Annotated in this window: 37 protein-coding genes; all 37 read right to left on the bottom strand. The window is 69.2% G+C overall.

The window, feature by feature from the left end; genetic code table 11:
• Window positions 1-23: 23 nt before the first annotated feature.
• Entirely contained in the window at window positions 24-842 is an 819-nt protein-coding gene (gene truA, locus O4J56_RS26405; protein WP_270689512.1) for a tRNA pseudouridine(38-40) synthase TruA, read from the bottom strand.
• Between the two features lie 174 nt (window positions 843-1,016).
• Entirely contained in the window at window positions 1,017-1,526 is a 510-nt protein-coding gene (gene rplQ / locus O4J56_RS26400) for a 50S ribosomal protein L17 (protein WP_270689511.1), read from the bottom strand.
• Between the two features lie 66 nt (window positions 1,527-1,592).
• Window positions 1,593-2,612 (bottom strand): DNA-directed RNA polymerase subunit alpha, encoded by a 1,020-nt coding sequence (locus tag O4J56_RS26395; protein WP_270689510.1) that lies wholly within the window; start codon window positions 2,610-2,612, stop codon window positions 1,593-1,595.
• 134 nt (window positions 2,613-2,746) lie between these two features.
• Window positions 2,747-3,154, bottom strand: coding sequence for a 30S ribosomal protein S11 (gene rpsK / locus O4J56_RS26390; RefSeq protein ID WP_017621562.1), 408 nt, complete (start codon window positions 3,152-3,154; stop codon window positions 2,747-2,749).
• 66 nt (window positions 3,155-3,220) lie between these two features.
• Window positions 3,221-3,598, bottom strand: coding sequence for a 30S ribosomal protein S13 (gene rpsM / locus O4J56_RS26385; RefSeq protein ID WP_270689508.1), 378 nt, complete (start codon window positions 3,596-3,598; stop codon window positions 3,221-3,223).
• A 163-nt stretch (window positions 3,599-3,761) separates the two neighbouring features.
• A complete protein-coding gene (gene rpmJ, locus O4J56_RS26380; protein ID WP_017537997.1) occupies window positions 3,762-3,875 on the bottom strand; it encodes a 50S ribosomal protein L36 in 114 nt (37 codons plus the stop codon).
• 64 nt (window positions 3,876-3,939) lie between these two features.
• Complete coding sequence (infA, locus tag O4J56_RS26375) at window positions 3,940-4,161, bottom strand: translation initiation factor IF-1 (RefSeq protein ID WP_017593374.1); 222 nt, start codon at window positions 4,159-4,161, stop codon at window positions 3,940-3,942.
• Between the two features lie 224 nt (window positions 4,162-4,385).
• Window positions 4,386-4,844: a DUF1707 SHOCT-like domain-containing protein gene (locus O4J56_RS26370; protein WP_270689506.1), complete on the bottom strand. Its 459-nt coding sequence runs from the start codon at window positions 4,842-4,844 to the stop codon at window positions 4,386-4,388.
• A gap of 71 nt (window positions 4,845-4,915) precedes the next feature.
• Window positions 4,916-5,758: a type I methionyl aminopeptidase gene (map, locus tag O4J56_RS26365; RefSeq protein ID WP_270689505.1), complete on the bottom strand. Its 843-nt coding sequence runs from the start codon at window positions 5,756-5,758 to the stop codon at window positions 4,916-4,918.
• On the bottom strand, window positions 5,758-6,408 hold the full coding sequence (locus tag O4J56_RS26360; protein ID WP_270689503.1) for an adenylate kinase: 651 nt from the start codon (window positions 6,406-6,408) through the stop codon (window positions 5,758-5,760). The genes map and O4J56_RS26360 overlap by 1 nt, the downstream gene beginning before the upstream one ends.
• Window positions 6,408-7,721 (bottom strand): preprotein translocase subunit SecY, encoded by a 1,314-nt coding sequence (gene secY, locus O4J56_RS26355; protein ID WP_270689502.1) that lies wholly within the window; start codon window positions 7,719-7,721, stop codon window positions 6,408-6,410. The genes O4J56_RS26360 and secY overlap by 1 nt, the downstream gene beginning before the upstream one ends.
• Before the next feature lie 303 nt (window positions 7,722-8,024).
• Window positions 8,025-8,489: a 50S ribosomal protein L15 gene (rplO, locus tag O4J56_RS26350; RefSeq protein WP_270689501.1), complete on the bottom strand. Its 465-nt coding sequence runs from the start codon at window positions 8,487-8,489 to the stop codon at window positions 8,025-8,027.
• The gene (gene rpmD, locus O4J56_RS26345; protein WP_270689499.1) at window positions 8,486-8,671 is read right to left on the bottom strand and encodes a 50S ribosomal protein L30; all 186 of its coding nucleotides are present in this window, start codon (window positions 8,669-8,671) and stop codon (window positions 8,486-8,488) included. The genes rplO and rpmD overlap by 4 nt, the downstream gene beginning before the upstream one ends.
• A gap of 2 nt (window positions 8,672-8,673) precedes the next feature.
• On the bottom strand, window positions 8,674-9,276 hold the full coding sequence (rpsE, locus tag O4J56_RS26340; protein ID WP_017623255.1) for a 30S ribosomal protein S5: 603 nt from the start codon (window positions 9,274-9,276) through the stop codon (window positions 8,674-8,676).
• A gap of 51 nt (window positions 9,277-9,327) precedes the next feature.
• A complete protein-coding gene (rplR, locus tag O4J56_RS26335) occupies window positions 9,328-9,714 on the bottom strand; it encodes a 50S ribosomal protein L18 (protein ID WP_270689498.1) in 387 nt (128 codons plus the stop codon).
• 2 nt (window positions 9,715-9,716) lie between these two features.
• The gene (rplF, locus tag O4J56_RS26330; RefSeq protein ID WP_270689497.1) at window positions 9,717-10,253 is read right to left on the bottom strand and encodes a 50S ribosomal protein L6; all 537 of its coding nucleotides are present in this window, start codon (window positions 10,251-10,253) and stop codon (window positions 9,717-9,719) included.
• A 16-nt stretch (window positions 10,254-10,269) separates the two neighbouring features.
• On the bottom strand, window positions 10,270-10,668 hold the full coding sequence (rpsH, locus tag O4J56_RS26325; protein ID WP_270689514.1) for a 30S ribosomal protein S8: 399 nt from the start codon (window positions 10,666-10,668) through the stop codon (window positions 10,270-10,272).
• Between the two features lie 261 nt (window positions 10,669-10,929).
• Entirely contained in the window at window positions 10,930-11,115 is a 186-nt protein-coding gene (locus tag O4J56_RS26320; protein WP_270680795.1) for a type Z 30S ribosomal protein S14, read from the bottom strand.
• 11 nt (window positions 11,116-11,126) lie between these two features.
• A complete protein-coding gene (gene rplE, locus O4J56_RS26315; protein ID WP_017623250.1) occupies window positions 11,127-11,702 on the bottom strand; it encodes a 50S ribosomal protein L5 in 576 nt (191 codons plus the stop codon).
• Window positions 11,702-12,007: a 50S ribosomal protein L24 gene (gene rplX / locus O4J56_RS26310; protein ID WP_270689495.1), complete on the bottom strand. Its 306-nt coding sequence runs from the start codon at window positions 12,005-12,007 to the stop codon at window positions 11,702-11,704. Before rplX ends, rplE begins: the two co-directional genes overlap by 1 nt.
• Window positions 12,008-12,010: 3 nt before the next feature.
• Window positions 12,011-12,379 (bottom strand): 50S ribosomal protein L14, encoded by a 369-nt coding sequence (rplN, locus tag O4J56_RS26305; protein WP_017538012.1) that lies wholly within the window; start codon window positions 12,377-12,379, stop codon window positions 12,011-12,013.
• A gap of 101 nt (window positions 12,380-12,480) precedes the next feature.
• The gene (rpsQ, locus tag O4J56_RS26300) at window positions 12,481-12,756 is read right to left on the bottom strand and encodes a 30S ribosomal protein S17 (RefSeq protein ID WP_017538013.1); all 276 of its coding nucleotides are present in this window, start codon (window positions 12,754-12,756) and stop codon (window positions 12,481-12,483) included.
• Window positions 12,753-13,004, bottom strand: a complete 252-nt coding sequence (gene rpmC / locus O4J56_RS26295) for a 50S ribosomal protein L29 (RefSeq protein WP_270689493.1) — start codon at window positions 13,002-13,004, stop codon at window positions 12,753-12,755. The genes rpsQ and rpmC overlap by 4 nt, the downstream gene beginning before the upstream one ends.
• On the bottom strand, window positions 13,004-13,420 hold the full coding sequence (rplP, locus tag O4J56_RS26290; RefSeq protein ID WP_270689492.1) for a 50S ribosomal protein L16: 417 nt from the start codon (window positions 13,418-13,420) through the stop codon (window positions 13,004-13,006). The genes rpmC and rplP overlap by 1 nt, the downstream gene beginning before the upstream one ends.
• A gap of 3 nt (window positions 13,421-13,423) precedes the next feature.
• On the bottom strand, window positions 13,424-14,242 hold the full coding sequence (gene rpsC / locus O4J56_RS26285; RefSeq protein ID WP_270689490.1) for a 30S ribosomal protein S3: 819 nt from the start codon (window positions 14,240-14,242) through the stop codon (window positions 13,424-13,426).
• The gene (gene rplV, locus O4J56_RS26280; protein ID WP_026123315.1) at window positions 14,242-14,595 is read right to left on the bottom strand and encodes a 50S ribosomal protein L22; all 354 of its coding nucleotides are present in this window, start codon (window positions 14,593-14,595) and stop codon (window positions 14,242-14,244) included. Before rplV ends, rpsC begins: the two co-directional genes overlap by 1 nt.
• A gap of 75 nt (window positions 14,596-14,670) precedes the next feature.
• Window positions 14,671-14,949 (bottom strand): 30S ribosomal protein S19, encoded by a 279-nt coding sequence (gene rpsS, locus O4J56_RS26275; protein WP_026123314.1) that lies wholly within the window; start codon window positions 14,947-14,949, stop codon window positions 14,671-14,673.
• 12 nt (window positions 14,950-14,961) lie between these two features.
• The gene (gene rplB / locus O4J56_RS26270) at window positions 14,962-15,801 is read right to left on the bottom strand and encodes a 50S ribosomal protein L2 (protein ID WP_270689488.1); all 840 of its coding nucleotides are present in this window, start codon (window positions 15,799-15,801) and stop codon (window positions 14,962-14,964) included.
• A gap of 63 nt (window positions 15,802-15,864) precedes the next feature.
• On the bottom strand, window positions 15,865-16,155 hold the full coding sequence (gene rplW, locus O4J56_RS26265; RefSeq protein ID WP_270689486.1) for a 50S ribosomal protein L23: 291 nt from the start codon (window positions 16,153-16,155) through the stop codon (window positions 15,865-15,867).
• The gene (rplD, locus tag O4J56_RS26260) at window positions 16,152-16,823 is read right to left on the bottom strand and encodes a 50S ribosomal protein L4 (protein ID WP_270689484.1); all 672 of its coding nucleotides are present in this window, start codon (window positions 16,821-16,823) and stop codon (window positions 16,152-16,154) included. The genes rplW and rplD overlap by 4 nt, the downstream gene beginning before the upstream one ends.
• Window positions 16,824-16,825: 2 nt before the next feature.
• A complete protein-coding gene (gene rplC / locus O4J56_RS26255; RefSeq protein ID WP_270689482.1) occupies window positions 16,826-17,476 on the bottom strand; it encodes a 50S ribosomal protein L3 in 651 nt (216 codons plus the stop codon).
• 13 nt (window positions 17,477-17,489) lie between these two features.
• Window positions 17,490-17,798: a 30S ribosomal protein S10 gene (gene rpsJ, locus O4J56_RS26250; RefSeq protein WP_013156110.1), complete on the bottom strand. Its 309-nt coding sequence runs from the start codon at window positions 17,796-17,798 to the stop codon at window positions 17,490-17,492.
• 224 nt (window positions 17,799-18,022) lie between these two features.
• Window positions 18,023-19,216: an elongation factor Tu gene (gene tuf / locus O4J56_RS26245; RefSeq protein WP_270689481.1), complete on the bottom strand. Its 1,194-nt coding sequence runs from the start codon at window positions 19,214-19,216 to the stop codon at window positions 18,023-18,025.
• Window positions 19,217-19,269: 53 nt separating this feature from the next.
• Complete coding sequence (gene fusA, locus O4J56_RS26240) at window positions 19,270-21,384, bottom strand: elongation factor G (RefSeq protein WP_270689480.1); 2,115 nt, start codon at window positions 21,382-21,384, stop codon at window positions 19,270-19,272.
• Between the two features lie 45 nt (window positions 21,385-21,429).
• The gene (gene rpsG / locus O4J56_RS26235) at window positions 21,430-21,900 is read right to left on the bottom strand and encodes a 30S ribosomal protein S7 (protein ID WP_017623236.1); all 471 of its coding nucleotides are present in this window, start codon (window positions 21,898-21,900) and stop codon (window positions 21,430-21,432) included.
• 2 nt (window positions 21,901-21,902) lie between these two features.
• Window positions 21,903-22,274: a 30S ribosomal protein S12 gene (gene rpsL, locus O4J56_RS26230; RefSeq protein WP_017538026.1), complete on the bottom strand. Its 372-nt coding sequence runs from the start codon at window positions 22,272-22,274 to the stop codon at window positions 21,903-21,905.
• Window positions 22,275-22,890: 616 nt separating this feature from the next.
• Window positions 22,891-23,838: DUF4190 domain-containing protein (locus O4J56_RS26225; protein WP_270689478.1), on the bottom strand; the 948-nt coding region annotated here is incomplete at its 5' end.

The following is a 23,838-nucleotide window of genomic DNA, read 5'->3' as shown; positions in this document are numbered from 1 at the left end:
TGTCGAGATCATCGCCAGGGGGATCAGCGTTCCAGGGTGCGCACCCGCCTGGTGGCCCGCGCGCGGGCCGCAAGCAGCTCCGGGTCGGGGTAGGCGACCTCCTCCAGGCTCAGCCCGTGCGGGGCCACCACGTGGACGGCCGAGTCGCGCACGCCCGCCCGGAGCACCTCGGCCGGCCAGCCGGTGCCCCGGCGCCCGTCCCCCACCGCCAGCAGCGCCCCGACCAGCGCCCGCACCATGTTGTGGCAGAAGGCGTCCGCCTGCACGGTTCCGGCGAGCAGGTGCTCCTCCTCGCGCACCCACTCCATGCGCAGCAGCTCGCGGACCGTCGTCGCCCCCTCCCGCTTGCGGCAGTAGGCGGCGAAGTCGTGCTCACCGGTCAGCTGCGCGGCGGCCAGGTTCATCCGGTCGACGTCCAGCGGCCGCTTGTGCCAGAGCACGTGGTGCCGCCACAGCGGCTCCACGCCCCACGGCGCGTCGCTCACCCGGTAGGCGTAGCGCCGGTACAGCGCGGAGAAGCGGGCGTCGAACCCCTCCGGCGCCGGGGCCACCGAGCGCACCCGCACGTCCGGCGGGAGCACCCCGGCCAGGCGGCGCAGCACCCGCTCGCCCTCGGCCTCCCAGACCTCCTCCGGCACGTCCAGGTGGGCCACCTGTCCCCCGGCGTGCACGCCCGCGTCGGTGCGGCCCGCCACGGTCAGCTGGGCCCGCTCCGGGGGCATCCGCAGCACACGGGCCAGTGCCTCCTGCAGCACCCCCTGCACGGTGCGCCGGTCGGGCTGCTCGGCCCAGCCGGAGAAGCCCGAACCGTCGTAGGCGAGGTCGAGGCGGAGGCGGATCATCGTCGGCCCTTCTGTGTCCTGGTTCTCTCCCGTCGTTGATCTCGGGCGAAACGACGCTACAAGCGCAGTTTTAGGGGCCGTTCTCCCGAGATCAACGCCAAGGGGGTGAAACAACGGTGCCCGGCCCCCTGAGGGGGCCGGGCACCGGCGGTCGGGCGGGCAAGGGGCGTCCCCTTACTCCCCGTCCTTCTTGTCCTCGGCGGTCTCCGCCTCGGCCTCGGGGGCCTCGGGGGCCTCCTCGGCCTTCTCCTCCGCCTTGTCCTCGGCGGGAGCGGCCTCCTCGGCCTTCGGCTCCTCGGCCTTGGCCTTCTTGGCGGCCGGGCGGTTGAGGGCCTCCACCAGCTCGATCACGGCCATGGGGGCGTTGTCGCCCTTGCGCGGCCCGATCTTGGTGATGCGGGTGTAGCCGCCCTCGCGGTTCTCGTAGCGCGGGCCGATCTCGGTGAACAGCTCGTGCACGACCGCCTTGTCGCGGATGGTGCGCAGCACCTGGCGGCGCGCGTGCAGGTCGCCGCGCTTGCCCAGGGTGATGAGCTTCTCCGCGTAGGGGCGCAGGCGCTTGGCCTTGGCCTCGGTGGTCTTGATGCGGCCGTGCTGGAACAGCGAGGTCGCCAGGTTCGCCAGCATGAGCCGCTCATGGGCCGGGCCGGAACCCAGGCGAGGCCCCTTCGTCGGCGTGGGCATCGTGTACTTCTCCTAGTGGTGCGGGCCGCGGCCGTGGAACGGCCGCGGTCCTCGGGGCGACGTCTTCTAGTACTGCTCGGTCTCGACGTAGGACTGGTCGTCGTCGTCGGAACCGTAGGAGTCGGCCGCGCTGCTCGGGTCGAACCCGGGCGGGGAGTCCTTCAGCGAGAGGCCCATGTCCACGAGCTTCTGCTTGACCTCTTCGATGGACTTGGCACCGAAGTTCCTTATGTCCAAGAGGTCCTGCTCGGAGCGGGCGACGAGCTCGCCCACCGTGTGGATGCCCTCGCGCTTGAGGCAGTTGTAGGAACGCACCGTGAGGTTGAGGTCCTCGATCGGCAGCGCCAGGTCCGCGGCCAGGGCGGCGTCCGTGGGCGAGGGGCCCATGTCGATGCCCTCGGCGTCGACGTTGAGCTCGCGCGCCAGCCCGAACAGCTCCACCAGCGTCTTGCCGGCGCTGGCCACGGCGTCGCGGGGCCGGATGCTCGGCTTGGTCTCGACGTCCAGGATGAGCCGGTCGAAGTCGGTGCGCTGCTCGACGCGGGTGGCCTCGACCTTGTAGGTGACCCGCAGCACCGGCGAGTAGATGGAGTCGATCGGGATACGGCCGATCTCCTGGCCGGGCTGCTTGTTCTGGGTCGCCGAGACGTACCCGCGGCCGCGCTCGACCGTCAGCTCCATCTCCAGCTTGCCCTTGCTGTTCAGCGTGGCGATGTGCAGGTCGGGGTTGTGCACCTCGACCCCCGCCGGCGGCGCGATGTCCGCGGCGGTCACCACACCGGGCCCCTGCTTGCGCAGGTACATCAGAACCGGCTCGTCGTGCTCGGAGGAGACGACCAGCCCCTTGAGGTTCAGGATGATCTCGGTGACGTCCTCCTTGACGCCGGGCACGGTGGTGAACTCGTGCTCGACGCCCTCGATGCGGATGCTGGTGACAGCGGCACCGGGGATCGAGGACAGCAGGGTCCGGCGGAGCGAGTTGCCGATGGTGTAGCCGAAGCCCGGCTCCAGGGGCTCGATGACGAACTTGGAGCGGAGCTCCGACAGGCTCTCCTCCGAGAGCGTCGGACGCTGGGCGATGAGCATTCCGGTGTTCCTTTCCCACGGCCGCCCGCTATATGACGGCCACTGGACGGCCCCGCGGACACGGGACCTGACAACTACCTACCCGCATTCCCCCCGGCCGGATCCGGCCGGGCGCGCGGCGGCGCGCGCCGGGGTCAGACCCGGCGGCGCTTGGGCGGACGGCAGCCGTTGTGCGGAACCGGCGTGACGTCCTGGATGGAGCCCACCTCCAGGCCGGTGGCCTGGAGCGAGCGGATGGCGGTCTCGCGGCCGGAGCCGGGACCCTTGACGAAGACGTCCACCTTGCGCACCCCGTGCTCCTGGGCACGGCGGGCGGCGGCCTCGGCGGCCATCTGGGCGGCGAACGGGGTGGACTTGCGCGACCCCTTGAAGCCGACCTGCCCGGAGCTCGCCCACGAGATCACCGCGCCCGTCGGGTCGGTGATGCTCACGATGGTGTTGTTGAACGTGCTCTTGATGTGAGCATGCCCGTGGACGATGTTCTTCTTTTCCTTGCGGCGCACCTTGCGCGCGGCGCCCTGCTGGCGGCCCTTAGGCGGCATACCTGATTACTCCCAAGATCGTCGGTCCGTCGGAGTGCCGGACCCTGTGGTCGAGGTCCGGACGGACTACTTCTTCGGCTTCTTCTTGCCGGCCACGGTCTTCTTCTTGCCCTTGCGGGTCCGGGCGTTGGTCTGCGTGCGCTGACCGTGCACCGGCAGGCCGCGGCGGTGCCGGATGCCCTGGTAGCAGCCGATCTCCATCTTGCGGCGGATGTCGGCCTGGACCTCGCGCCGCAGGTCGCCTTCGACCTGGTAGTTGGCGTCGACCCAGTCGCGGATCTTGACCAGCTCGTCCTCGGAGAGCTCGTGGACGCGGGTGTCGGGGTTGACACCGGTGCTCTTCAGGATCTCGGCGGCACGGGTCCGGCCGATCCCGAAAACGTAGGTGAGGGCGATCTCCACCCGCTTGTCGCGGGGGAGGTCGACGCCTGCGAGGCGTGCCATAAGGGCGTACTCCTTCGTGTTCGCGGAGGTCTCACCCGCCCCATTTCCGCTCGCCGCCCTGACGAGCGCCCCGGCCTCCGACCGGGGGTTGTCCCCGCACACCGCGGGGACCGAGGCAGGTCCTTCGTGTTCGTCGCCGTCGAGAAGAGGCGGGCGCCGGGGACTAGCCCTGGCGCTGCTTGTGGCGCGGGTCCGAGCAGATGACCATGATCCGGCCGTGGCGGCGGATCACTCGGCACTTCGCGCAGATCTTCTTGACGCTCGGCTTGACCTTCATGGTGTCTCCGAACTCGAGCCGTCCCGCCCGCCCGGCGCGCGCCGGGCGGCCGTGCGGGGCGGCCTTACTTGTAGCGGTAAACGATGCGCCCGCGGGTGAGGTCGTACGGGCTCAGCTCCACGACGACGCGGTCGTCGGGGAGAATGCGGATGTAGTGCATCCGCATCTTGCCGCTGATGTGGGCAAGCACCTTGTGCCCGTTGTCGAGCTCCACTCGGAACATTGCGTTGGGCAGGGACTCGATAACGGAGCCCTCGATCTCGATGGCGCCGTCTTTCTTAGCCATATCCTCCACGCTTCGTGAATCTCCCCCGCCGACGGCAGGGGCTGGCGGCCGGGCGCCCGCATGCGGGCGCCGGGCACACTGCTGATTCGGACATTGACGATCAGGTCAACCGCGACAGCATACGCGCGGAAACCAGCGGATGCGGAAGTAAGGCACGCTGACCCAACGGCCCGAGTGTGGGCCCAACCAGTCTAACGCGCTCCGCGAGCGGGGCGTCCGCCGCGTCAGCCGCGGGCCGCGCCACCGCCGCCGCGGTGGACCGCGGCGAGTCCGAGTGTGATGAACACCATCACGATACCCCATGGGCCGAGGACCCAGAGGAACCACGGATAGCCGTCGCCCTGGCCGGTGAGGAAGAGGATCAGCCAGATGGTGAAGCACAGCGTGTTGACGCCGAGCCACAGCCCCCAGGGGATCAGCAGCGCGGGGTCGCGCAGCATTCCCGGCCCCCCGGGGACCGGGGGCGCGGGCCGGTCGGCGGGCTCCGGCGGTGCGGGCGAGGAGGGCAGGTCGGCCACGGCCGCCTCCAGGTCCCGCAGGCTCGCGGCCTTGTAGACGCGCTCCAGGCGGGAGCTGAACTCGCCGCCGCCCAGCCGCCCCTGGGCGAAGTGGTCCTGCAGGAGCCGGGCCGCGCGGTCCCGTTCGGGGTCCCCCGGTCCGGTCTCCGGGGCGTCCTCGGACACGTGGCCCTCCCTCACTGGCTCCCGCCCTCGCGGTATCGCCGGATGGGACCGATCCTACTGCGCTGCCGGGGTCACCATCCCGGGTCGGGGAACGCCCTCTTCTCCAACTCCGCCCGGTCGTCCTCACGGGCGGTCAGCACCATCGGGCCCTCGGCGGTCACCGCGACCGTGTGCTCGAAGTGGGCCGCGCGGCCGCCGTCGCGGGTGACCACCGTCCACTCGTCCTCCAGCACCGCCACGTGCCGGGTGCCCCGGGTCGCCATCGGCTCGATGGCCAGGCACATGCCCTCCTCCAGGCGCAGGCCCTTGCCCGGCTTGCCGTGGTTGAGCACGTGCGGCTCCATGTGCATCTCGGTGCCGATGCCGTGCCCGCCGTACTCCTGGACATTGCCGTAGGAGCCCTGGGAGCCGATGTAGGAGTCGATGGCGTGTCCGATGTCGCCCAGGCGCCGCCCGGGCCGCAGCTCGGCGATCCCGCGCCACATGGCCTCGCGGCACACGTCCATCATCGCGGTGTCCTCGGCCGAGACCGCGCCCACCGGGATGGTCACGGCCGAGTCGCCGTGCCACCCGTCGAGGATCGCCCCGCAGTCCACCGAGACGACGTCGCCCTCGGCGAGCACCTTGGAGGCCCGCGGGATGCCGTGCACGACCTCCTCGTTGACCGAGGCGCAGATCGAGCCGGGGAAGCCCGGCTCGCTCGGGATGGGCCGGTAGCCCTTGAACGACGGGACGGCGCCCGCCCCGCGGATCACCTCTTCGGCGACGGCGTCCAGGTCGAGCGTGCTCAGCCCGGGGGCGGCCGCGGCGCGCACCGCGTCCAGGGCGCGCGCCACGACCTTGCCGGCCTCCCGCATGCTGCGGATCTGCTCCGGCGTCTTGATCTGGATGTCCGGCTTGGGCTTGCGGAACATCAGGCGCCCGACCTCAGCGCGGCGATCGCGCGGGCCGTGACGTCCTCCACGGCGCCGGTGGCGCCGATGGCCACCAGCACGCCCTTGTCCCGGTAGTAGGCCACCAGCGGCTCGGTCTGCTCCCGGTAGACCTCCAGCCGGTGGCGGATGACCTCTTCGCGGTCGTCGTCGCGCTGGTAGAGCTCACCGCCGCAGGCGTCGCACACCCCGGCCGCCTTGGGCGGGTCGTAGTCGACGTGGTAGACGCGGCCGCACTGGCGGCAGGAGCGGCGGCCGGAGAGGCGCTTGACGACCTCCTCCTCGTCCACCTTGAGCTCCAGCACCGCGTCCAGCGCGGTCCCCATGTCCTTGAGCATGGAGTCCAGCGTCTCGGCCTGGGGCACGTTGCGCGGGAAGCCGTCGAGCAGGAACCCCTCCCGGGCGTCCTCCTCGGCGAGCCGACCCCGCACCATCTCGTTGGTGACCTCGTCGGGGACGAGGTCACCGCGGTCCATGTAGCTCTTGGCCGTCCGGCCGAGCTCGGTACCGCCGCTCACGTTGGCCCGGAAGATGTCGCCCGTGGACACCTTGGGGATGGACAACTCTGACGCCAGGATCTGGGCCTGGGTGCCTTTTCCGGCACCCGGCGGCCCGACAAGTACGGCACGCACTATCGCAAGAAACCTTCGTAGTTCCGCTGCTGGAGGTGAGACTCGATCTGCTTCACCGTGTCCAGCCCGACACCGACCATGATCAGGATGCTCGTGCCGCCGAACGGGAAGTTCTGGGTCGCCCCGGAGGCGCCCATCGCCACCATCGGCAGCAGAGCGATGAACCCGAGGTACAGCGATCCGGGGGTCGTCAGCCGGTTGAGCACGTACTCCAGGTACTCCGCGGTCGGACGCCCGGGCCGGATACCCGGGATGAACCCACCGTACTTCTTCATGTTGTCGGCGACCTCGGCGGGGTTGAACGTGATGGCCACGTAGAAGAACGCGAAGCCCACGATCATGACGAAGAAGGTCGCCATGTAGACCGGGTGCGTGCCGGTCACGAAGTACTCGTTGAGAAAGTTCACAACGGGGTTGTCGGAGTCCTGCCCGAACAGGCCGATGGCCAGCTGCGGGAGGTACAGCAGCGAGGAGGCGAAGATGACCGGGATGATGCCGGCCTGGTTCACCTTCAGCGGGATGTAGGTGGAGCTGCCGCCGAACATGCGGCGGCCCACCATGCGCTTGGCGTAGTGCACGGGGATGCGGCGCTGGGCCTGCTCGATGAAGACCACGCCGGCGATCAGGACCAGGCCCGCCACGCAGATGAGCACGAACACCCAGGTGTCCTGCTCCTGCCAGATGGTCCCGATGGAGGACGGGAACATCGCGATGACCTGGGTGAAGATCAGCAGGGACATGCCGTTGCCCACGCCCCGCTCGGTGATCAGCTCACCGAACCACATGATCACCGCGGTGCCCGCGGTCATGGTGAAGACCATGGTGATCAGGGTCAGCAGGTCGTCGTTGGGCATGTAGGTGTGCACCGGGATGCGGCCCTGGAACAGCTGCCCGCTGCGCGCCATCGCGATGAAGCTGGTCGACTGCAGGACGGCCAGCGCGAGGGTGAGGTACCGGGTGTACTGGGTGATCTTCGCCTGCCCGGCCTGGCCCTCCTTCTTCAGGGCCTCCAGGCGCGGGATCACCACCGTGAGCAGGTTGATGATGATGCTCGCGGTGATGTAGGGCATGATGCCCAGCGCGAAGACCGCCAGCTGCAGCAGGGCCCCGCCGCTGAACAGGTTGATCAGCGAGTAGATCCCCGACTCGTCGGCGGCCTGCACCGACTCCAGCTGCTCTCTGATCGCCGCGGAATCGATCCCCGGCGCCGGGATGACCGAGCCCAGCCGGAAGATGGTCAGGATGAAAATGGTGAACAGCAGCTTGTTACGCAGGTCGGGCGTGCGGAACGCACGGACGAACGCACCTAGCACGTCTCCTCCTGCGCGGCTTCGGCGGCGGAACCGGTTCGAGACATCGCGGCCGATCCTGAATCGTCGTAGAGCGGCGGCACCGGGGGCGGCCCCGGAACCCTGGAGTCATCGGTCAAGCAGTTAGGCGTCAGGCAGTAAGGCACTGTAACAGCCCTTCGGGTCCGGACACGGATCGTCCTGGTAAGGGGGACCGTCTGGGCCGTCCGGCCCGGGTAGCACGCGGGGGCGCCGCCCGGCGCCCACCCGTGGGTGGGACTGGCCGGCCGACGCCCCCGCATGGCTTCCGGCGGATCCGATCGACGCCTACAGCTCGGTGGTGGAACCACCGGCGGCGGCGATCTTCTCCTTGGCCGAGCCGGAGAACGCGTTCGCGCTCACCTGGACGGCCACCGAGATCTCACCGGTGCCCAGGACCTTCACGGGCTGGTTCTTGCGAACCGCGCCCTTGGCGGCCAGGGCCTCGACGGTGACCTCGCCCCCCTCGGGGAACAGCTCCGCGATCCGGTCCAGGTTCACGACCTGGTACTGGGTGCGGAACTTGGCGTTGCTGAAGCCCTTGAGCTTCGGCAGCCGCCGGATCAGGGGCATCTGGCCGCCCTCGAAGCCGACGGGGACCGTGGAGCGGGCCTTGGTGCCCTTGGTCCCGCGGCCGGCGGTCTTGCCCTTGGAGGCCTCGCCGCGACCCTTGCGGATCTTGGACTTGTTGCTGCCCGGGGCCGGGCGCAGGTGGTGGAGCTTGAGCAGCTCGCCGGGGGCGTTGTCGCTCATTCGCTGACCTCCTCGACCGTCACGAGGTGCGCCACGACGCCGACCTGCCCGCGGACCTGCGGACCGTCCGGACGGACGACCGAGCGGCCGATCTTACCGAGGCCGAGGGAGCGCAGGTTCTCGTGCTGCTTCTTCGTGCCGCCGATCTTCGACCGCACCTGGGTGATCTTCAGCTTCGCCATGGTCAGGCACCCGCCTTCGCTTCCGCACGGGCGCGCAGCATGGCGGCCGGGGCGACGTCCTCGATCGGCAGGCCGCGGCGCGCCGCGATCTCCTCGGGACGGCCCAGGCCCTTCAGCGCGGCCACGGTCGCCTTGACGATGTTGAGCGCGTTGGAGGAGCCGAGCGACTTGCTGAGCACGTCGTGCACGCCGGCGCACTCCAGCACCGCGCGGACCGGACCGCCGGCGATCACACCGGTACCCGGGGCGGCCGGGCGCAGCAGCACGATGCCGGCCGCGTCCTCGCCCTGGACCTGGTGGGTGATCGTGCCCTGGATGCGGGGGACGCGGAAGAAGTTCTTCTTCGCCTCCTCCACGCCCTTGGCGATGGCGGCCGGAACTTCCTTGGCCTTGCCGTAACCCACGCCCACCATGCCGTTGCCGTCGCCGACGACGACCAGCGCGGTGAAGCTGAACCGCCGGCCGCCCTTGACGACCTTGGCGACCCGGTTGATGGTCACGACCTTCTCGATGTAGGAGACACCCTTGTCTGCGGCGCCGCCGCGGCGATCGTCGCGGCGGTCACGCCGCTCGCCACCGGCGCCGCGCCGCGGAGCTGCAGCCATCAGTGGTTCCTCTTCCCGTCGGTGTTCTTGCTGTGGACCGGGTTCATCGGATCAGAACTCCAGCCCGCCGGACCGCGCACCCTCGGCGAGGGCGGCGATGCGGCCGTGGTAGCGGTTGCCGCCGCGGTCGAAGACGACGGCGGAGATGCCGGCGTCCTTGGCGCGCTGCGCGAGCAGCTCGCCGACCTTCTGCGACTTCTCGGACTTCGTGCCCTCCTGGGCGCGCAGCCCGGCCTCGATGGTGGAGGCGGCGACCAGGGTGTGCCCCCGGGTGTCGTCCACGATCTGGGCGACCATGTGCTTGGAGGAGCGGGTGACGACCAGGCGCGGCCGCGCCGGGGTGCCGGTGATCTTCTTGCGGACCCGCAGGTGCCGCCGCGCACGCGAAGCAGTGCGCGCGGCCGTGCCCTTGCGGACCGCGGTCGTGCTCTTCGCCATGCTTACTTACCAGCCTTTCCGGCCTTCGAGCGGATCTGCTCGCCCTTGTACCGCACGCCCTTCTTCTTGTACGGGTCGGGACGGCGCAGACCGCGGATGTTGGCGGCGACCTGGCCCACCAGCTGCTTGTCGATGCCCTCGACGTGCAGCAGGGTCGGCTTCTCCACCCGGAAGGTGATGCCCTCCGGCGGCTCGATCACGACCGGGTGGCTGTAGCCCAGGGAGAACTCCAGGTTGGAGCCCTTGGCCTGGACGCGGTAGCCGACCCCGTGGATCTCCAGGGTCTTGCTGTAGCCCTGGGAGACGCCCTCGACCAGATTGGCCAGCAGCGCGCGGTTCAGACCGTGCAGCGACCGGTTCTCCGGGTGGTCGTCGGGGCGGGCCAGGGTGATGACGCCCTCGCCCAGCTCGACCGTGATCGGGTCGGTAACGGTGTGGTGCAGAGTGCCCTTCGGCCCCTTGACAGTGACGTCTTGCCCGTCAATCGTGACTTCGACGCCCTTGGGGACCGAGATCGGCAGTCGACCGATACGCGACATGCTGAAATCTCTCCCTCTACCAGACGTAGGCGAGGACTTCGCCGCCCACGCCGTTCTTCTTGGCCTGCTTGTCGGTCATCAGGCCACCGGACGTCGAGATGATGGCGGTGCCGAGGCCGCCCAGGACGCGCGGAAGGTTGTCCTTCTTGGCGTAGACGCGCAGGCCCGGCTTGGACACGCGCCGGATGCCGGCGATCGAGCGCTCCCGGGTGGGGCCGTACTTCAGCTCCACCTCCAGGGACTTGCCGACCTGCGCCTCTTCGACGCGCCAGCCCTGGACGTAGCCCTCCTGCTGGAGGATCTCGGCGATGTGCGCCTTGATCTTGGAATACGGCATCGACACGGTGTCGTGGTGCGCCGAATTCGCATTGCGCAGACGCGTGAGCATGTCTGCGATCGGGTCGGTCATCGTCATGGCCGACTGGCCCTTCCTCACCGCGGTTTCCCCAAGGACGGGCGGGTCCCTTCCCGCCCGTTCCCCGTCTCCGGGATCCCTCTAGGACCTACGGCGTGGTCACGGGCACCCCACCGGACGCACCGGTGGCAGTGCCCTGATTCTCTCCATCGTTGTCACGTGGTGGTCGCCGCGCCCGCCCGCGCCCGTGTGTTCAGGGGGGCGGCGCGGCGGCTCCGCGATCCGCTCCGGCCGGCCGGGTCGCACCCGGTCCGGTGGCCGCTACCAGCTCGACTTGGCGATACCCGGCAGCTCGCCCTTGTGCGCCATCTCGCGGAAGCAGATGCGGCACAGGCCGAACTTGCGGAAGACGGCGCGCGGACGTCCGCACCGCGAGCAACGAGTATACGCGCGGACGGCGAACTTCTGCTTCCTGTTCGCCTTGGCGATCAGCGCCTTCTTTGCCATGGTCGCCTCCCTCAGGCTTCCTTGAAGGGGAACCCGAGACGCTTGAGCAGGCTGCGCCCCTGGTCGTCCGTGGTCGCACTGGTCACGACCGTGATGTCCATGCCCCGCTGGCGGTCGACCTTGTCCGGGTCGACCTCGTGGAACATGACCTGCTCGGTGAGGCCGAAGGTGTAGTTGCCCTTGCCGTCGAACTGGTTCGGGTTGAGCCCGCGGAAGTCCCGGATGCGCGGCAGCGCGAGGGAGACCAGGCGGTCCAGGAACTCCCACATGCGGTCGCCGCGCAGCGTCACGCTGGCGCCGATCGGCTGGCCCTCGCGCAGCTTGAACTGCGCGATGGACTTCTTGGCCCGGCTGATCTTGGGCTTCTGGCCGGTGATCGCCGACAGGTCGGCGACGGCGCCCTGGATCAGCTTGGCGTCGCGCGCGGCCTCGCCCACACCCATGTTCACCACGACCTTGGTCAGGCCGGGGATCTGCATGACGTTGGCGATCCCGAACTCCTCGCGCAGCCCCGGCATGATCTCGGAGCGGTACTTCTCCTTGAGGCGAGGCATCGCCGGAGCCTCGGTGTCGTTGGTGACCGTCATCAGATGTCCTTACCGGTACGGCGCGAGACGCGAACCTTCTTGCCGTCATCGGTGAAGCGGTAGCCGACCCGGGTGGCCTTGCCGTCCTCGGCGAGGGCGACGTTGCTCACGTGGATCGGCGCCTCCTGCGTGACGACCTCGCCCTGCTGGCCGCTCGCCGGGTTCGCCTTCCTGTGCTTCTTGATGAGGTTGACGCCCTCGACGACGACACGCTGCTCCTTGGGAAGGGCCTTGATGACCTTCCCGGTGGCACCCTTGTCCTTGCCGGCGATGACGATGACCTCGTCGTCCTTCTTGATCTTCATCGCCTAGAGCACCTCCGGCGCTAGCGAGATGATGCGCATGAACTTGTTGTCCCGCAGCTCGCGTCCGACCGGACCGAAGATGCGGGTGCCCCGCGGGTCCCCACCGTCCTTGATGAGCACGGCGGCGTTCTCATCGAAGCGGATGTAGGAGCCGTCGGGCCGGCGGCGCTCCTTGACGGTGCGCACGATGACAGCCTTGACGACATCGCCCTTCTTCACGCCTGCGCCGGGAAGGGCGTCCTTCACCGTCGCCACGATGGTGTCGCCGATGCCCGCGTAGCGCCGACCCGAGCCACCGAGGACACGGATGGTCAAGATCTCCTTGGCCCCCGTGTTGTCGGCGACCTTGAGTCGCGACTCCTGCTGAATCACGTCTGCTCCTGATATGTGAGCGCGGGCGCACTGCCCGCACTGCTAGGTGGTCTCACCCCTTGGGCGGCCGATCTCCACCAACCGGCCGCCGAGGCAGGGGTTTACTTAGCCTTCTCCAGGATCTCCACGACGCGCCAGCGCTTGGTCGCCGACAGCGGGCGGGTCTCCATCATCCGGACCCGGTCGCCGACGCCGCAGATCTCGTTCTCGTCGTGGGCCTTGTACTTGGTGGTGCGGCGGATGACCTTGCCGTACAGCGCGTGCTTGACGCGGTCCTCAACCTCGACGACCACGGTCTTCGACATCTTGTCGCTGACGACGTAGCCCTCGCGCACCTTGCGGTAGTTGCGAGCGGTCCGCTCGTCGATCTCGCTCATTCGGCTGCTTCCTTCGTCTTCTCAGCCGACTCGGCCAGCGGCATGATGCCCAGCTCGTGCTCGCGCAGGACCGTGTAGATCCGCGCGATCTCGCGCTTGACGGTGCGCAGTCGGCCGTTGTTGTCGAGCTGCCCGGTGGCAGCCTGGAAGCGCAGGTTGAACAGCTCTTCCTTCGCCTCCTTGAGCTTGCCGACCAGGTCCTCCTGGGACTGGCCGCGAAGCTCCTGGGCGGTCGGGGTCTTCGCCATTACTCCCACACCTCCCGCTTCACGAACTTGCACCGCATCGGGAGCTTGTGCATGGCCCGACGCATGGCCTCCTTGGCCACCGGCTCCGGCACGCCGGACAGCTCGAACATCACACGGCCCGGCTTGACCGGGGCGACCCACCACTCGGGCGAGCCCTTGCCGGAACCCATGCGGGTCTCGGCGGGCTTCTTGGTCAGCGGGCGGTCCGGGAAGATGTTGATCCACACCTTGCCGCCGCGCTTGATGTGGCGGGTCATGGCGATACGAGCGGCCTCGATCTGCCGGTTGGTGACGTAGGCGGCGTCCAGCGCCTGGATGCCGTACTCACCGAAGTTGACCGTCGTCCCACCCTTGGCGCGGCCGCGCAGGTCCGGGTGGTGCTGCTTGCGGTACTTGACCTTCCGGGGAATGAGCATCGGTCAGCTCCCCTCGTTCCCGGACTTCTCCGCGCCCGCGCTCGCCTCGGCGGGCGCGCTGGACTTGGCCTCGGCCTGCTGGCCCTGGCCGGCGCCCTGTCCGCCGCGGCGGCGGCGGCCCGGACGCTCGCGGCGCTGTCCGCCGCCCCCGCCCGGAGCGCGCTGGGCGGCCTGCTGGGCCTCGCGCTCGGCGCGGCTGGCCGGGGCGTCGCCCTTGTAGATCCAGACCTTCACGCCGATGCGGCCGAACGTGGTGCGGGCCTCGAAGAACCCGTAGTCGATGTCGGCGCGCAGCGTGTGCAGCGGCACACGGCCCTCGCGGTAGAACTCCGAGCGCGACATCTCGGCGCCGCCGAGACGGCCGCTGCACTGGATGCGGATGCCCTTGGCGCCGCTCTTGGAGGCGCTCTGCATCGCCTTGCGCATCGCGCGGCGGAACGCCACGCGGCTGGCGAGCTGCTCGGCCACACCCTGGGCGACCAGCTGGGCGTCGGTCTCCGGGCTCTTCACCTCGAGGATGTTGAGCTGGACCTGCTTGCCGGTCAGCTTCTCCAGGTTGCCGCGCAGGCGGTCGGCCTCGGCGCCGCGGCGGCCGATGACGATGCCCGGACGGGCGGTGTGGATGTCCACACGGACGCGGTCGCGGGTCCGCTCGATCTCGACCTTGCTGATGCCGGCCCGCTCCATGCCCCGGTTGAGCATGCGGCGGATGGCCACGTCTTCCTTGACGTAGTCCTTGTACTGCTTCTCGGCGTACCAGCGGGTCTTGTAGTCAGTAGTGACCCCGAGCCGGAACCCGTGCGGGTTGATCTTCTGGCCCACTATCGGGTCCTTTCCTTGGTCTCACTGGGCTCCACGACCACGGTGATGTGGCTCGTGCGCTTGGTGACCCGGAAAGCGCGTCCGAAGCCCCGCGGACGGATCCGCTTCAGGGTCGGGCCCTCGTCCACCCATGCACGCCCCACGACCAGGTTCTCGCGGTCCAGCTTGTCGTTGTGCTCGGCGTTGGCGATCGCGCTCGCCAGCACCTTGCCCACCGGCTCGCTCGCCGACTGCGGGGCGAACCGGAGGACCGCCTGTGCCTCGTCAGCGGGCAACCCGCGAATAAGGTCCACCACACGGCGGGCCTTGCGGGGCGTGACGCGGACGAACCGCGCCTGTGCCCTCGTTCCCATCGCTTTTTCCTCGCTCACGGAAATCTCCTCCCCACTCACCGTGGGGAACATGGTCCTTGTCGATCGTTGCAACCGCTAACGGCGGCTACGGCGGTCTTCCTTGACGTGGCTCCGGAAAGTGCGCGTGGGAGCGAACTCGCCGAGCTTGTGGCCGATCATCGCCTCGGAGATGAAGACCGGGACGTGCTTGCGGCCGTCGTGCACGGCGATGGTGTGCCCGATCATCTCCGGGATCACCATGGAGCGCCGCGACCACGTCTTGATGACGTTCTTGGTGCCCTTCTCGTTCTGGTCCTCCACCTTCTTGGCCAGGTGGTGGTCCACGAAGGGGCCCTTCTTAAGGCTACGTGGCATCAGACGTGCTCCTTACCGCTTCTTCTTGCCGCTGCGCCGACGCCGCACGATGTACTTGTCGCTGGCCTTGTTCTTCCGGCGGGTCCGGCCTTCCTTCTTACCGGCGGGGTTGACCGGGTGGCGGCCGCCGGAGGTGCGGCCCTCACCACCGCCGTGGGGGTGGTCGACCGGGTTCATCACCACACCGCGCACGGTGGGCCGGCGGCCCTTCCAGCGCATGCGGCCGGCCTTGCCCCAGTTGATGTTGGACTGCTCGGCGTTGCCGACCTGTCCGACGGAGGCGCGGCAGGTGACCTCCACCATGCGCATCTCCCCGGAGGGCATGCGCAGGGTGGCGTAGTCGCCCTCCTTGGCCAGCAGCTGGATCTGCGAACCGGCGGAGCGGCCCAGCTTGGCGCCGCCGCCCGGCTTGAGCTCGACCGCGTGCACGAACGTACCCGTGGGGATGTTGCGCAGCGGGAGGCAGTTGCCGGGCTTGATGTCGGACCCGGGGCCGTTCTCGACCCGGTCGCCCTGCTTCAGGCCGGCGGGCGCCAGGATGTAGCGCTTCTCGCCGTCCACGTAGTGCAGCAGGGCGATGCGGGCGGTGCGGTTCGGGTCGTACTCGATGTGCGCGACCTTCGCGGGCACGCCGTCCTTGTCGTGCCGACGGAAGTCGATGACACGGTAGGCGCGCTTGTGGCCGCCGCCCTGGTGGCGCGTGGTGATACGGCCGTGGCCGTTGCGGCCGCCCTTGGAGTGGAGCGGACGCACCAGGGACTTCTCCGGCTCCGAGCGCGTGATCTCGACGAAGTCGCTCACGCTGGAGCCGCGACGACCCGGCGTCGTCGGCTTGTACTTACGAATGCCCATCTTCTTCGCGCATTCCTTTGCGTATTGCTGGTTGAAGCGGTGTACGGCCGCGGCTGCGGCGGATCAGACCCCGAAGATGTCGATCCGGTCGCCGTCGGCGACCCGCACGATCGCGCGCTTGGTGTCCGGGCGCTTGCCGAACCCGAAGCGGGTGCGCTTGCGCTTGCCGGGACGGTTGATCGTGTTCACGCCGGTGACCTTCACTTCGAAGATCTTCTCGATCGCGATCTTGATCTGCGTCTTGTTGGCGTCCGGGCGCACGATGAACGTGTACTGGTTCTGGTCCTGCAGCCCGTAGCTCTTCTCGGAGATCACCGGCTCGATGATGATGTCCCGAGGGTCGGGGATCCTCACTTCTCGTCCTCCTCCGGCTTCTGGGCCTGCGAGGCACCCGAAGCGTGCGCCAGGAACTCCTCGTACCCGCGCTCGGTGAAGACCACGTCGTCGGCGTCGAGGACGTCGTAGGTGTTCACCTGGTCCGCGTCGAGGATGTGCACCTCGGCGAGGTTGCGCAGCGCGAGGCGGTTGGTCTCGTCGTTGCGGTCCAGGACCACGAGCACCTTGTCGGACTCGGTGACCTGGCGCAGGGCCTTCAGCGCGGTCCGGGTGCGCTGGGCGGTCACCTCGTCGGAGACGAACTCGGTGATCACGTGCACCCGCCCGTTGCGGGCCCGGTCCGACAGGGCGCCGCGCAGCGCGGCGGCCTTCATCTTCTTCGGGGTCCGCTGGGCGTAGTCGCGCGGCTGCGGGCCGTGCACCGTGCCGCCGCCGGTGAACTGGGGCGCACGGGTCGAGCCCTGGCGGGCGCGGCCGGTCCCCTTCTGCCGGTAGGGCTTCTTGCCGCCGCCGCGGACCATGCCGCGGGTCTTGGTGGCGTGGGTCCCCTGCCGGGCCGCGGCCAGCTGCGCGTTCACGACCTGGTGCATCAGCGGGATGTTCGCCTGCTGGTCGAAGATCGCCTCAGGGAGCTCGACGCTCCGGCCGGCGGCGCCGTCGGGGCCCTTGACCTCGATCGTCGCCATAATCAGTTCTCCCCCTTCGCGGCCGTGCGGACCAGCACCAGGCCGCCGTTGGGCCCGGGCACCGCACCCTTGACCAGGATGAGGCCCTTCTCCGCGTCGACCGACTGGACCTTGAGGTTCTGCACGGTCGTCCGGTTGTTGCCCATCCGGCCGGCCATCCGCATGCCCTTGAACACGCGGCCGGGCGTGGCGCAGCCGCCGATGGCGCCCGGGGCGCGGTGCACCTTGTGGGCACCGTGCGAGGCCTTCAGGCCGCGGAAGCCGTGGCGCTTCATGACACCGGCGAAGCCCTTGCCCTTGCTGCGCCCGGTGACGTCGACGACCTGGCCGGTCTCGAAGTCGGAGGCGGTCAGCTCCTGGCCGAGGGTGTACTCGGTGGCGTCGGTGGTGCGGACCTCGACGTAGTGGCGGCGCGGCGTCAGGTCGTGCTTGCGCAGGTAGTCGCCCAAGGGCTTGTTCACCTTGCGCGGGTTGACCTTGCCGTAGCCGAGCTGGACGGCGGAGTAGCCGTCGGTCTCCGGAGTCCGAACGCGCGTCACGACGCACGGGCCGGCCTTCAGGACGGTCACGGGCACGATCCTGCCCTGCTCGTCGAAGACCTGGGTCATGCCGAGCTTCTCGCCCAGGACTCCCTTGATCTGCTTGGTGGCCATGTCTGTGCGTCCCTTAAAGCTTGATCTCGATGTCGACGCCGGCCGGGAGGTCGAGACGCATGAGCGAGTCGACGGTCTTCGGCGTCGGGTCGATGATGTCGATCAGCCGCTTGTGCGTGCGCATCTCGAAGTGCTCCCGCGAGTCCTTGTACTTGTGCGGGGAGCGGATGACGCAGTAAACGTTCTTCTCCGTCGGCAACGGCACCGGGCCAGCGACCTGCGCGCCGGTCCGCGTCACGGTCTCGACGATCTTGCGAGCCGAGCTGTCGATGACCTCGTGGTCATAGGCCTTGAGCCGAATGCGGATCTTCTGTCCCGCCATGGTGGCCTTTTCGTCCTTCGCTTCAGTGTCCGTAGAGGCGCGGAGCCGGCGAGCCGGCCCGGGCCCCGTCAGGGGGCGCCCTGTCGTTGTGTGGCTCTATTCACCTGAGAAACCGCTGCAGGGCTGTCCCCTGAGGTGCATCACCGCTACAGAGCCCGATGACGTCGTTCATGGTGCGGCGGCCGGGCGGCCGTTCGGCGGCCCGACCGCCGCATACGGTCGTCCTACTTGAGGATCTTGGTGACGCGACCGGCGCCCACGGTCCGGCCACCCTCGCGGATGGCGAACTTCAGGCCCTCCTCCATCGCGACCGGCTGGATCAGCTGGACCGTCATGCCGGTGCTGTCGCCCGGCATGACCATCTCGGTGCCCTCCGGCAGCGTGACGACGCCGGTGACGTCGGTGGTGCGGAAGTAGAACTGGGGCCGGTAGTTGTTGAAGAACGGGGTGTGGCGGCCGCCCTCGTCCTTGGACAGGATGACGACCTGGCCCTCGAACTCGGTGTGCGGGGTGGTGGTGCCCGGCTTGATGACGACCTGGCCGCGCTCCACGTCCTCGCGCTTGGTGCCGCGCAGCAGCAGACCGACGTTGTCGCCGGCCTGGCCCTGGTCGAGCAGCTTGCGGAACATCTCGACGCCGGTGACCGTGGTGGTCTGCTTCTCTTCCTTGATGCCGACGATGTCCACGGTCTCGTTGACGTTGATGACACCGCGCTCGATGCGGCCGGTGACCACGGTCCCGCGGCCGGTGATCGAGAAGACGTCCTCGATCGGCATCAGGAACGGCTTGTCGGTGTCGCGCTCGGGCTCGGGGATGTTCTCGTCCACGGCGTTCATCAGCTCGAGGACGGAGTTGCCCCACTCGGCGTCGCCCTCGAGGGCCTTGAGCGCGGAGACCTTGACGACCGGGACGTCGTCGCCGGGGAACTCGTACTCGCTGAGCAGCTCCCGGATCTCCATCTCGACGAGCTCGAAGATCTCCTCGTCGTCGACCATGTCGGCCTTGTTCAGGGCGACGACGATGTAGGGGACGCCGACCTGGCGGGCCAGGAGCACGTGCTCCTTGGTCTGCGGCATCGGGCCGTCGGTGGCGGCGACGACCAGGATGGCGCCGTCCATCTGCGCCGCACCCGTGATCATGTTCTTCACGTAGTCGGCGTGGCCGGGGCAGTCCACGTGCGCGTAGTGGCGGGCCTGGGTCTGGTACTCAACGTGCGCGACGGAGATGGTGATGCCGCGCTCGCGCTCCTCGGGGGCGTTGTCGATGTCCTCGAAGGGCGTGAACGGGTTCAGCTCCGGGTACGCGTCGTGCAGGACCTTGGTGATGGCCGCGGTCAGCGTGGTCTTGCCGTGGTCAATGTGGCCGATGGTGCCGATGTTGACGTGCGGCTTGCTCCGGTCGAACTTTGCCTTCGCCACTGGATCTCTCCTAGACGTACAGGGTTGCTGGCTGACTGGTTACGAGTTCGCGGCTATTCACCGCGGGCCTTGGCCACGATCTCTTCCTGCACGCTCGAGGGGACCTCGGCGTAGGAGTCGAAGACCATGGTGAAGTTGGCCCGGCCCTGCGTCCGACTGCGCAGGTCGCCCACGTAGCCGAACATCTCCGACAGGGGCACCTGGGCCTTGACGACCCGGCTCCCGCCGCGCTCCTCCATCGACTGGATCTGACCGCGGCGGCTGTTCAGGTCGCCGACCACGTCGCCCATGTACTCCTCGGGCGTCGTGACCTCCACGGCCATGACGGGCTCCAGGATGACCGGCTTCGCCTTGCGGGCGGCCTCCTTGAACGCCATGGAGCCGGCCACCTTGAAGGCGAGCTCGGAGGAGTCCACGTCGTGGTACTGGCCGTCCCGCAGGGTCACCTTGACCCCGACGATCGGGTACCCGGCGAGGACGCCGAACTCGGCGGCCTCCTGGCAGCCCGCGTCGACCGAGGGGATGTACTCCCGCGGGATGCGGCCGCCGGTGATGTTGTTGACGAACTCGTAACCGCCGCTGTCACCATCGCCGTCGGCCGCGAGCGGCTCCAGGTCGATGATGACGCGGCCGAACTGGCCCGAGCCGCCCGTCTGCTTCTTGTGGGTGTACTCGACCTTCTCGACCTTCTTGCGGACGGTCTCGCGGTAGGCCACCTGCGGCTTGCCGATGTTGGCCTCGACCTTGAACTCGTCCCGAAGGCGGTTCACCTGGACCTCGAGCTGGAGCTCGCCCATGCCCGACACGATGGTCTGGCCGGTCTCCTCGTCGGTCTTGACCTGGAAGGTCGGGTCCTCTTCGGAGAGCCGCTGGATGGCCAGGGAGAGCTTCTCCTGGTCGCTCTTGGTCTTGGGCTCGATCGCGACCTCGATCACCGGGACCGGGAAGGTCATGGACTCCAGCACGATCGGGTTGCCCGGGTCGCACAGGGTCTCACCGGTGGTGGTGTCCTTGAGCCCCATGACGGCGACGATGTCGCCGGCGCCGACGCTCTGGATCTCCTCGCGCTTGTTGGAGTGCATCCGGTAGATCTTGCCGATGCGCTCCTTGCGGCCCTTGAGGCTGTTCTGGACCTGGGTCCCGGCCTCCAGGACGCCCGAGTAGACCCGGATGTAGGTCAGCTTGCCCAGGTGCGGGTCGCTCATGATCTTGAAGACCAGCGCGGAGAAGGGCTCCTCCTGGCTGGGCTTGCGGGAGAGCGACCGCTCCTCGGACTCGTCCTTGGGGTCGTGGCCCTGGATCGCGCTGATGTCGGCCGGCGCGGGCAGATAGGCGACCACCGCGTCGAGCAGCGGCTGCACGCCCTTGTTCTTGAACGCCGAGCCGCAGGTGACCGGGATGGCGGTGCCGGCGATGGTGGCGCGGCGGATCGCGGGGACGATCTGCTCCTCGGTGGGCTCGCCGCCCTCCAGGTAGAGCTCCATGATCTCGTCGTCGGCCTCGGCCAGCGTCTCGATCATGGTGTCGCGCGCCTCGCGGGCCGCGTCGGCGTACTCGGCCGGGATGTCGACGGTGTCGTAGGCCTCGCCGAGCTTGGCCTCGTCGCTCCAGATGTAGGCCTTCATCTTGACCAGGTCGATGACGCCCTTGAAGTCCGACTCGGCGCCGATCGGCAGCTGGATCGCCATCGGGTTGGCGTTCAGGCGCTCGCGGATCATGTCCACGCAGCGCTGGAACTCCGCGCCGATCTTGTCCATCTTGTTGACGAAGCAGATGCGCGGCACCTCGTACCGGTCGGCCTGGCGCCAGACCTGCTCCGACTGCGGCTCCACGCCCTCCTTGGCGTCGAAGACCGCGACCGCGCCGTCCAGAACACGCAGCGACCGCTCGACCTCGGACGTGAAGTCCACGTGGCCGGGCGTGTCGATGATGTTGATGGTGTAGTCGTTCCAGTGGGTGGTGGTGGCGGCAGAGGTGATCGTGATGCCCCTCTGCTGCTCCTCCTTCATCCAGTCCATCGTGGCGGCGCCGTCGTGGACCTCGCCCACCTTGTGGGTCACACCGGTGTAGAAGAGGATCCGCTCAGTCGTCGTGGTCTTGCCCGCGTCGATATGAGCCATGATCCCGATGTTGCGGACCTTGGCAAGGTCAAGAGCGGTGGTAGCCATGTGGCTCGTCTCTCTCGGTCTCAGGTATCGAGTAGCCCGCGGGGGTTACCAGCGGTAGTGAGCGAAGGCCTTGTTGGACTCCGCCATCTTGTGCGTGTCCTCGCGCCGCTTGACGCTGGCGCCGAGGCCGTTGCTCGCGTCGACCAGCTCGTTCATCAGGCGCTCGGTCATGGTCTTCTCGCGGCGCTGGCGCGAGTAGGTCACCAGCCAGCGCAGGGCGAGGGTGGTGCTCCGGGAGGCGCGGACCTCGACCGGGACCTGGTAGGTCGCGCCGCCGACGCGGCGGCTGCGGACCTCCAGGGAGGGCTTGACGTTGTCGAGCCCGCGCTTGAGGACGACCAGGGGGTCCTGACCGGTCTTCTCGCGCGCGCCCTCGAGCGCCCCGTAGACGATGTTCTGGGCGAGGGAGCGCTTGCCGTCCAGCAGCACCTTGTTGATCAGTGCGGTGACGAGCGGCGATCCGTAGACCGGGTCGGTGATCAGCTGGCGCTTCGGCGCCGGGCCCTTGCGCGGCATGCTTACTTCTCCTTCTTAGCGCCGTAACGGCTGCGCGCCTGCTTGCGGTTACGGACGCCCTGCGTGTCGAGCGAACCGCGGACGATCCGGTAGCGGACACCCGGCAGGTCCTTCACACGGCCGCCGCGCACGAGCACGATGGAGTGCTCCTGCAGGTTGTGGCCGATGCCGGGGATGTAGGCCGTGACCTCGATCCCGCTGCTCAGCTTCACACGGGCGACCTTGCGCAGCGCGGAGTTCGGCTTCTTGGGCGTAGTGGTGTAAACACGCGTGCACACACCACGACGCTGCGGACTCCCCTTCAGCGCCGGGGTCTTGTTCTTTGCGACCTTGTCCTGTCGGCCCTTGCGGACCAGCTGCTGGATGGTGGGCACCGCGTCTCCGTCTTCCTCGTGACCTACGCCGGTTCTCGTAGCCTTGTCGCTATCGACCTGCTGGATTTCCCGTTCCCCCCGACCCCCGCATCCGGGCGTGTCGGGCTCTGTCCCGCGGACGGCCGACACCGAATACGCCCGACCTGGCGGTCGAATGTCATGGGAGGAGGTGTCACGCGGCGCCGGACTCGCGACCGGCCCCGAAGGGCGGCGCGACGAGCGCACGCGCTGTGACCCGTTGGCTCACGGGCACGAAGTGCAAGGGTACCGAAGGGGTTGTGCCCGGTCAAAACGGGTTCGGCCCCCTGGGTACCGCTGTTCCTCGGACCTCATATCAGCCGTAGGTCGCTTCCCAGTGTAACGACCCCCGGGCAGTGCTCGCGCGCATTATCGGGCCGCGGCGGCGCGTTCCGCGCCACAGCGCGCCGATGCGACGCAGATCACCGTGCGTAGCGCCCGTTCCGGAGGTGTTCGTGGCCTCCGTGACCGCACCCCGCGCGGGCACCGCCGCCGCGAACCTTTTCCGGAACCGCTGCCCGCCGCCGGCCCCGGACATGCGAGGGGCCCAGGCCGGACCGTGTCCGTACCCGGGCCCCGTCCGCCTCCGGGCCGCGCCCTACAGGACCAGGAAGTAGGCCGCCGCGGCGATCGCCTCCACGACGAACAGCCCCAGGCCGACCCAGCCCAGGATCGTCCCGGTGCGCGCCTGGCCCTCGCCCTCGAACTCCCCGTGCGAGGAGCGGATGCGGCGCACCGCGCGCGGGCCGACGATGACCGCGGCCACCGACGTGAACAGGCCGATGACGGGGATCAGGCCGATGACGCCGAGCCACATCGCGGCGGCGGCGCCGGTGTCCGGCTCGGCCCACACGTCGTCGATGCTGTCGTAGCCCGGGTAGTCGTCCCCGGCGTTGCCGCCGGGCGGCCGGTCCTCGAAGCCGGGGAAGTCCTCGGCGACCCGGTCCCGCCGGCCGCGCCGCCCCTGGGCGTCCCCGCCCTGGGGGCCGCCGTCGTGGCCGCCGTAGCCGTCGTCGTACCGGTCCCCGTACTGCTCGTCGTACCGGTCGTCGTAGCCCTGGTCGGCGTACCCCCGGTCGCCGTATCCCTGGTCGGCATAGCCCTGGTCGGCGTACCCCTGCTCCGGGGCGGCGCCCCACTGCTGAGTGGCCGGACCCTCCGGCTCCCAGCCGCCGGGCGCGGGGGCCTGCTGCCGCCCCCACTGGTCGCCCCACTGCTGGTCGCCGCTCCACGGACCGGGCTCCGGACCGTCTGGGCCCGGACGGCCGGGAGCGGGCCGCTCGGGGCCGCCGAAGGCATCGGGGCCGTCGAACCGCTCCGGCCCGCCGTACTCCCCGGGCGGGCCCAGCGGATCGTCCCGGCCGACGGCCGGCATCGCCTGCGTCCCCTCGAAGGAGGGGCCGCGGGCACCTTCCGCCCCCCACGCACCGGGCGCGTGGGCGGGGCCGGAGCCGTACTCCTCGTCCCCGGCCGCGGGCGCCGTCCCCCACTGCTGCTGCGCGGGGGCCTCGCCGAACGCCTCGGGGTCGGCGGGCGCCGCACCCCC

The organism is Nocardiopsis endophytica (genome assembly GCF_027706725.1).
In the GTDB taxonomy this organism is placed as follows: Bacteria; Actinomycetota; Actinomycetes; order Streptosporangiales; family Streptosporangiaceae; genus Nocardiopsis_A; species Nocardiopsis_A endophytica.
This window is presented reverse-complemented; position numbering and strand designations above follow the sequence as displayed.

What these genes read in the sequence shown, in the direction of transcription:
- truA (WP_270689512.1), bottom strand. Translation starts at nt 842, where the DNA reads ATGATCCGCCTCCGCCTCGACCTCGCCTACGACGGTTCGGGCTTCTCC.
- rplQ (WP_270689511.1), bottom strand. Translation starts at nt 1,526, where the DNA reads ATGCCCACGCCGACGAAGGGGCCTCGCCTGGGTTCCGGCCCGGCCCAT.
- O4J56_RS26395 (WP_270689510.1), bottom strand. Translation starts at nt 2,612, where the DNA reads ATGCTCATCGCCCAGCGTCCGACGCTCTCGGAGGAGAGCCTGTCGGAG.
- rpsK (WP_017621562.1), bottom strand. Translation starts at nt 3,154, where the DNA reads ATGCCGCCTAAGGGCCGCCAGCAGGGCGCCGCGCGCAAGGTGCGCCGC.
- rpsM (WP_270689508.1), bottom strand. Translation starts at nt 3,598, where the DNA reads ATGGCACGCCTCGCAGGCGTCGACCTCCCCCGCGACAAGCGGGTGGAG.
- rpmJ (WP_017537997.1), bottom strand. Translation starts at nt 3,875, where the DNA reads ATGAAGGTCAAGCCGAGCGTCAAGAAGATCTGCGCGAAGTGCCGAGTG.
- infA (WP_017593374.1), bottom strand. Translation starts at nt 4,161, where the DNA reads ATGGCTAAGAAAGACGGCGCCATCGAGATCGAGGGCTCCGTTATCGAG.
- map (WP_270689505.1), bottom strand. Translation starts at nt 5,758, where the DNA reads ATGTTCCGCAAGCCCAAGCCGGACATCCAGATCAAGACGCCGGAGCAG.
- rplO (WP_270689501.1), bottom strand. Translation starts at nt 8,489, where the DNA reads ATGAGCGACAACGCCCCCGGCGAGCTGCTCAAGCTCCACCACCTGCGC.
- rpmD (WP_270689499.1), bottom strand. Translation starts at nt 8,671, where the DNA reads ATGGCGAAGCTGAAGATCACCCAGGTGCGGTCGAAGATCGGCGGCACG.
- rpsE (WP_017623255.1), bottom strand. Translation starts at nt 9,276, where the DNA reads ATGGCTGCAGCTCCGCGGCGCGGCGCCGGTGGCGAGCGGCGTGACCGC.
- rplR (WP_270689498.1), bottom strand. Translation starts at nt 9,714, where the DNA reads ATGGCGAAGAGCACGACCGCGGTCCGCAAGGGCACGGCCGCGCGCACT.
- rplF (WP_270689497.1), bottom strand. Translation starts at nt 10,253, where the DNA reads ATGTCGCGTATCGGTCGACTGCCGATCTCGGTCCCCAAGGGCGTCGAA.
- rpsH (WP_270689514.1), bottom strand. Translation starts at nt 10,668, where the DNA reads ATGACGATGACCGACCCGATCGCAGACATGCTCACGCGTCTGCGCAAT.
- O4J56_RS26320 (WP_270680795.1), bottom strand. Translation starts at nt 11,115, where the DNA reads ATGGCAAAGAAGGCGCTGATCGCCAAGGCGAACAGGAAGCAGAAGTTC.
- rplE (WP_017623250.1), bottom strand. Translation starts at nt 11,702, where the DNA reads ATGACGGTCACCAACGACACCGAGGCTCCGGCGATGCCTCGCCTCAAG.
- rplX (WP_270689495.1), bottom strand. Translation starts at nt 12,007, where the DNA reads ATGAAGATCAAGAAGGACGACGAGGTCATCGTCATCGCCGGCAAGGAC.
- rpsQ (WP_017538013.1), bottom strand. Translation starts at nt 12,756, where the DNA reads ATGAGCGAGATCGACGAGCGGACCGCTCGCAACTACCGCAAGGTGCGC.
- rpmC (WP_270689493.1), bottom strand. Translation starts at nt 13,004, where the DNA reads ATGGCGAAGACCCCGACCGCCCAGGAGCTTCGCGGCCAGTCCCAGGAG.
- rplP (WP_270689492.1), bottom strand. Translation starts at nt 13,420, where the DNA reads ATGCTCATTCCCCGGAAGGTCAAGTACCGCAAGCAGCACCACCCGGAC.
- rplV (WP_026123315.1), bottom strand. Translation starts at nt 14,595, where the DNA reads ATGGGAACGAGGGCACAGGCGCGGTTCGTCCGCGTCACGCCCCGCAAG.
- rpsS (WP_026123314.1), bottom strand. Translation starts at nt 14,949, where the DNA reads ATGCCACGTAGCCTTAAGAAGGGCCCCTTCGTGGACCACCACCTGGCC.
- rplB (WP_270689488.1), bottom strand. Translation starts at nt 15,801, where the DNA reads ATGGGCATTCGTAAGTACAAGCCGACGACGCCGGGTCGTCGCGGCTCC.
- rplD (WP_270689484.1), bottom strand. Translation starts at nt 16,823, where the DNA reads ATGGCGACGATCGAGGTCAAGGGCCCCGACGGCGCCGCCGGCCGGAGC.
- rplC (WP_270689482.1), bottom strand. Translation starts at nt 17,476, where the DNA reads ATGGCCACCAAGCAGATCAAGGGAGTCCTGGGCGAGAAGCTCGGCATG.
- rpsJ (WP_013156110.1), bottom strand. Translation starts at nt 17,798, where the DNA reads ATGGCGGGACAGAAGATCCGCATTCGGCTCAAGGCCTATGACCACGAG.
- fusA (WP_270689480.1), bottom strand. Translation starts at nt 21,384, where the DNA reads ATGGCTACCACCGCTCTTGACCTTGCCAAGGTCCGCAACATCGGGATC.
- rpsG (WP_017623236.1), bottom strand. Translation starts at nt 21,900, where the DNA reads ATGCCGCGCAAGGGCCCGGCGCCGAAGCGCCAGCTGATCACCGACCCG.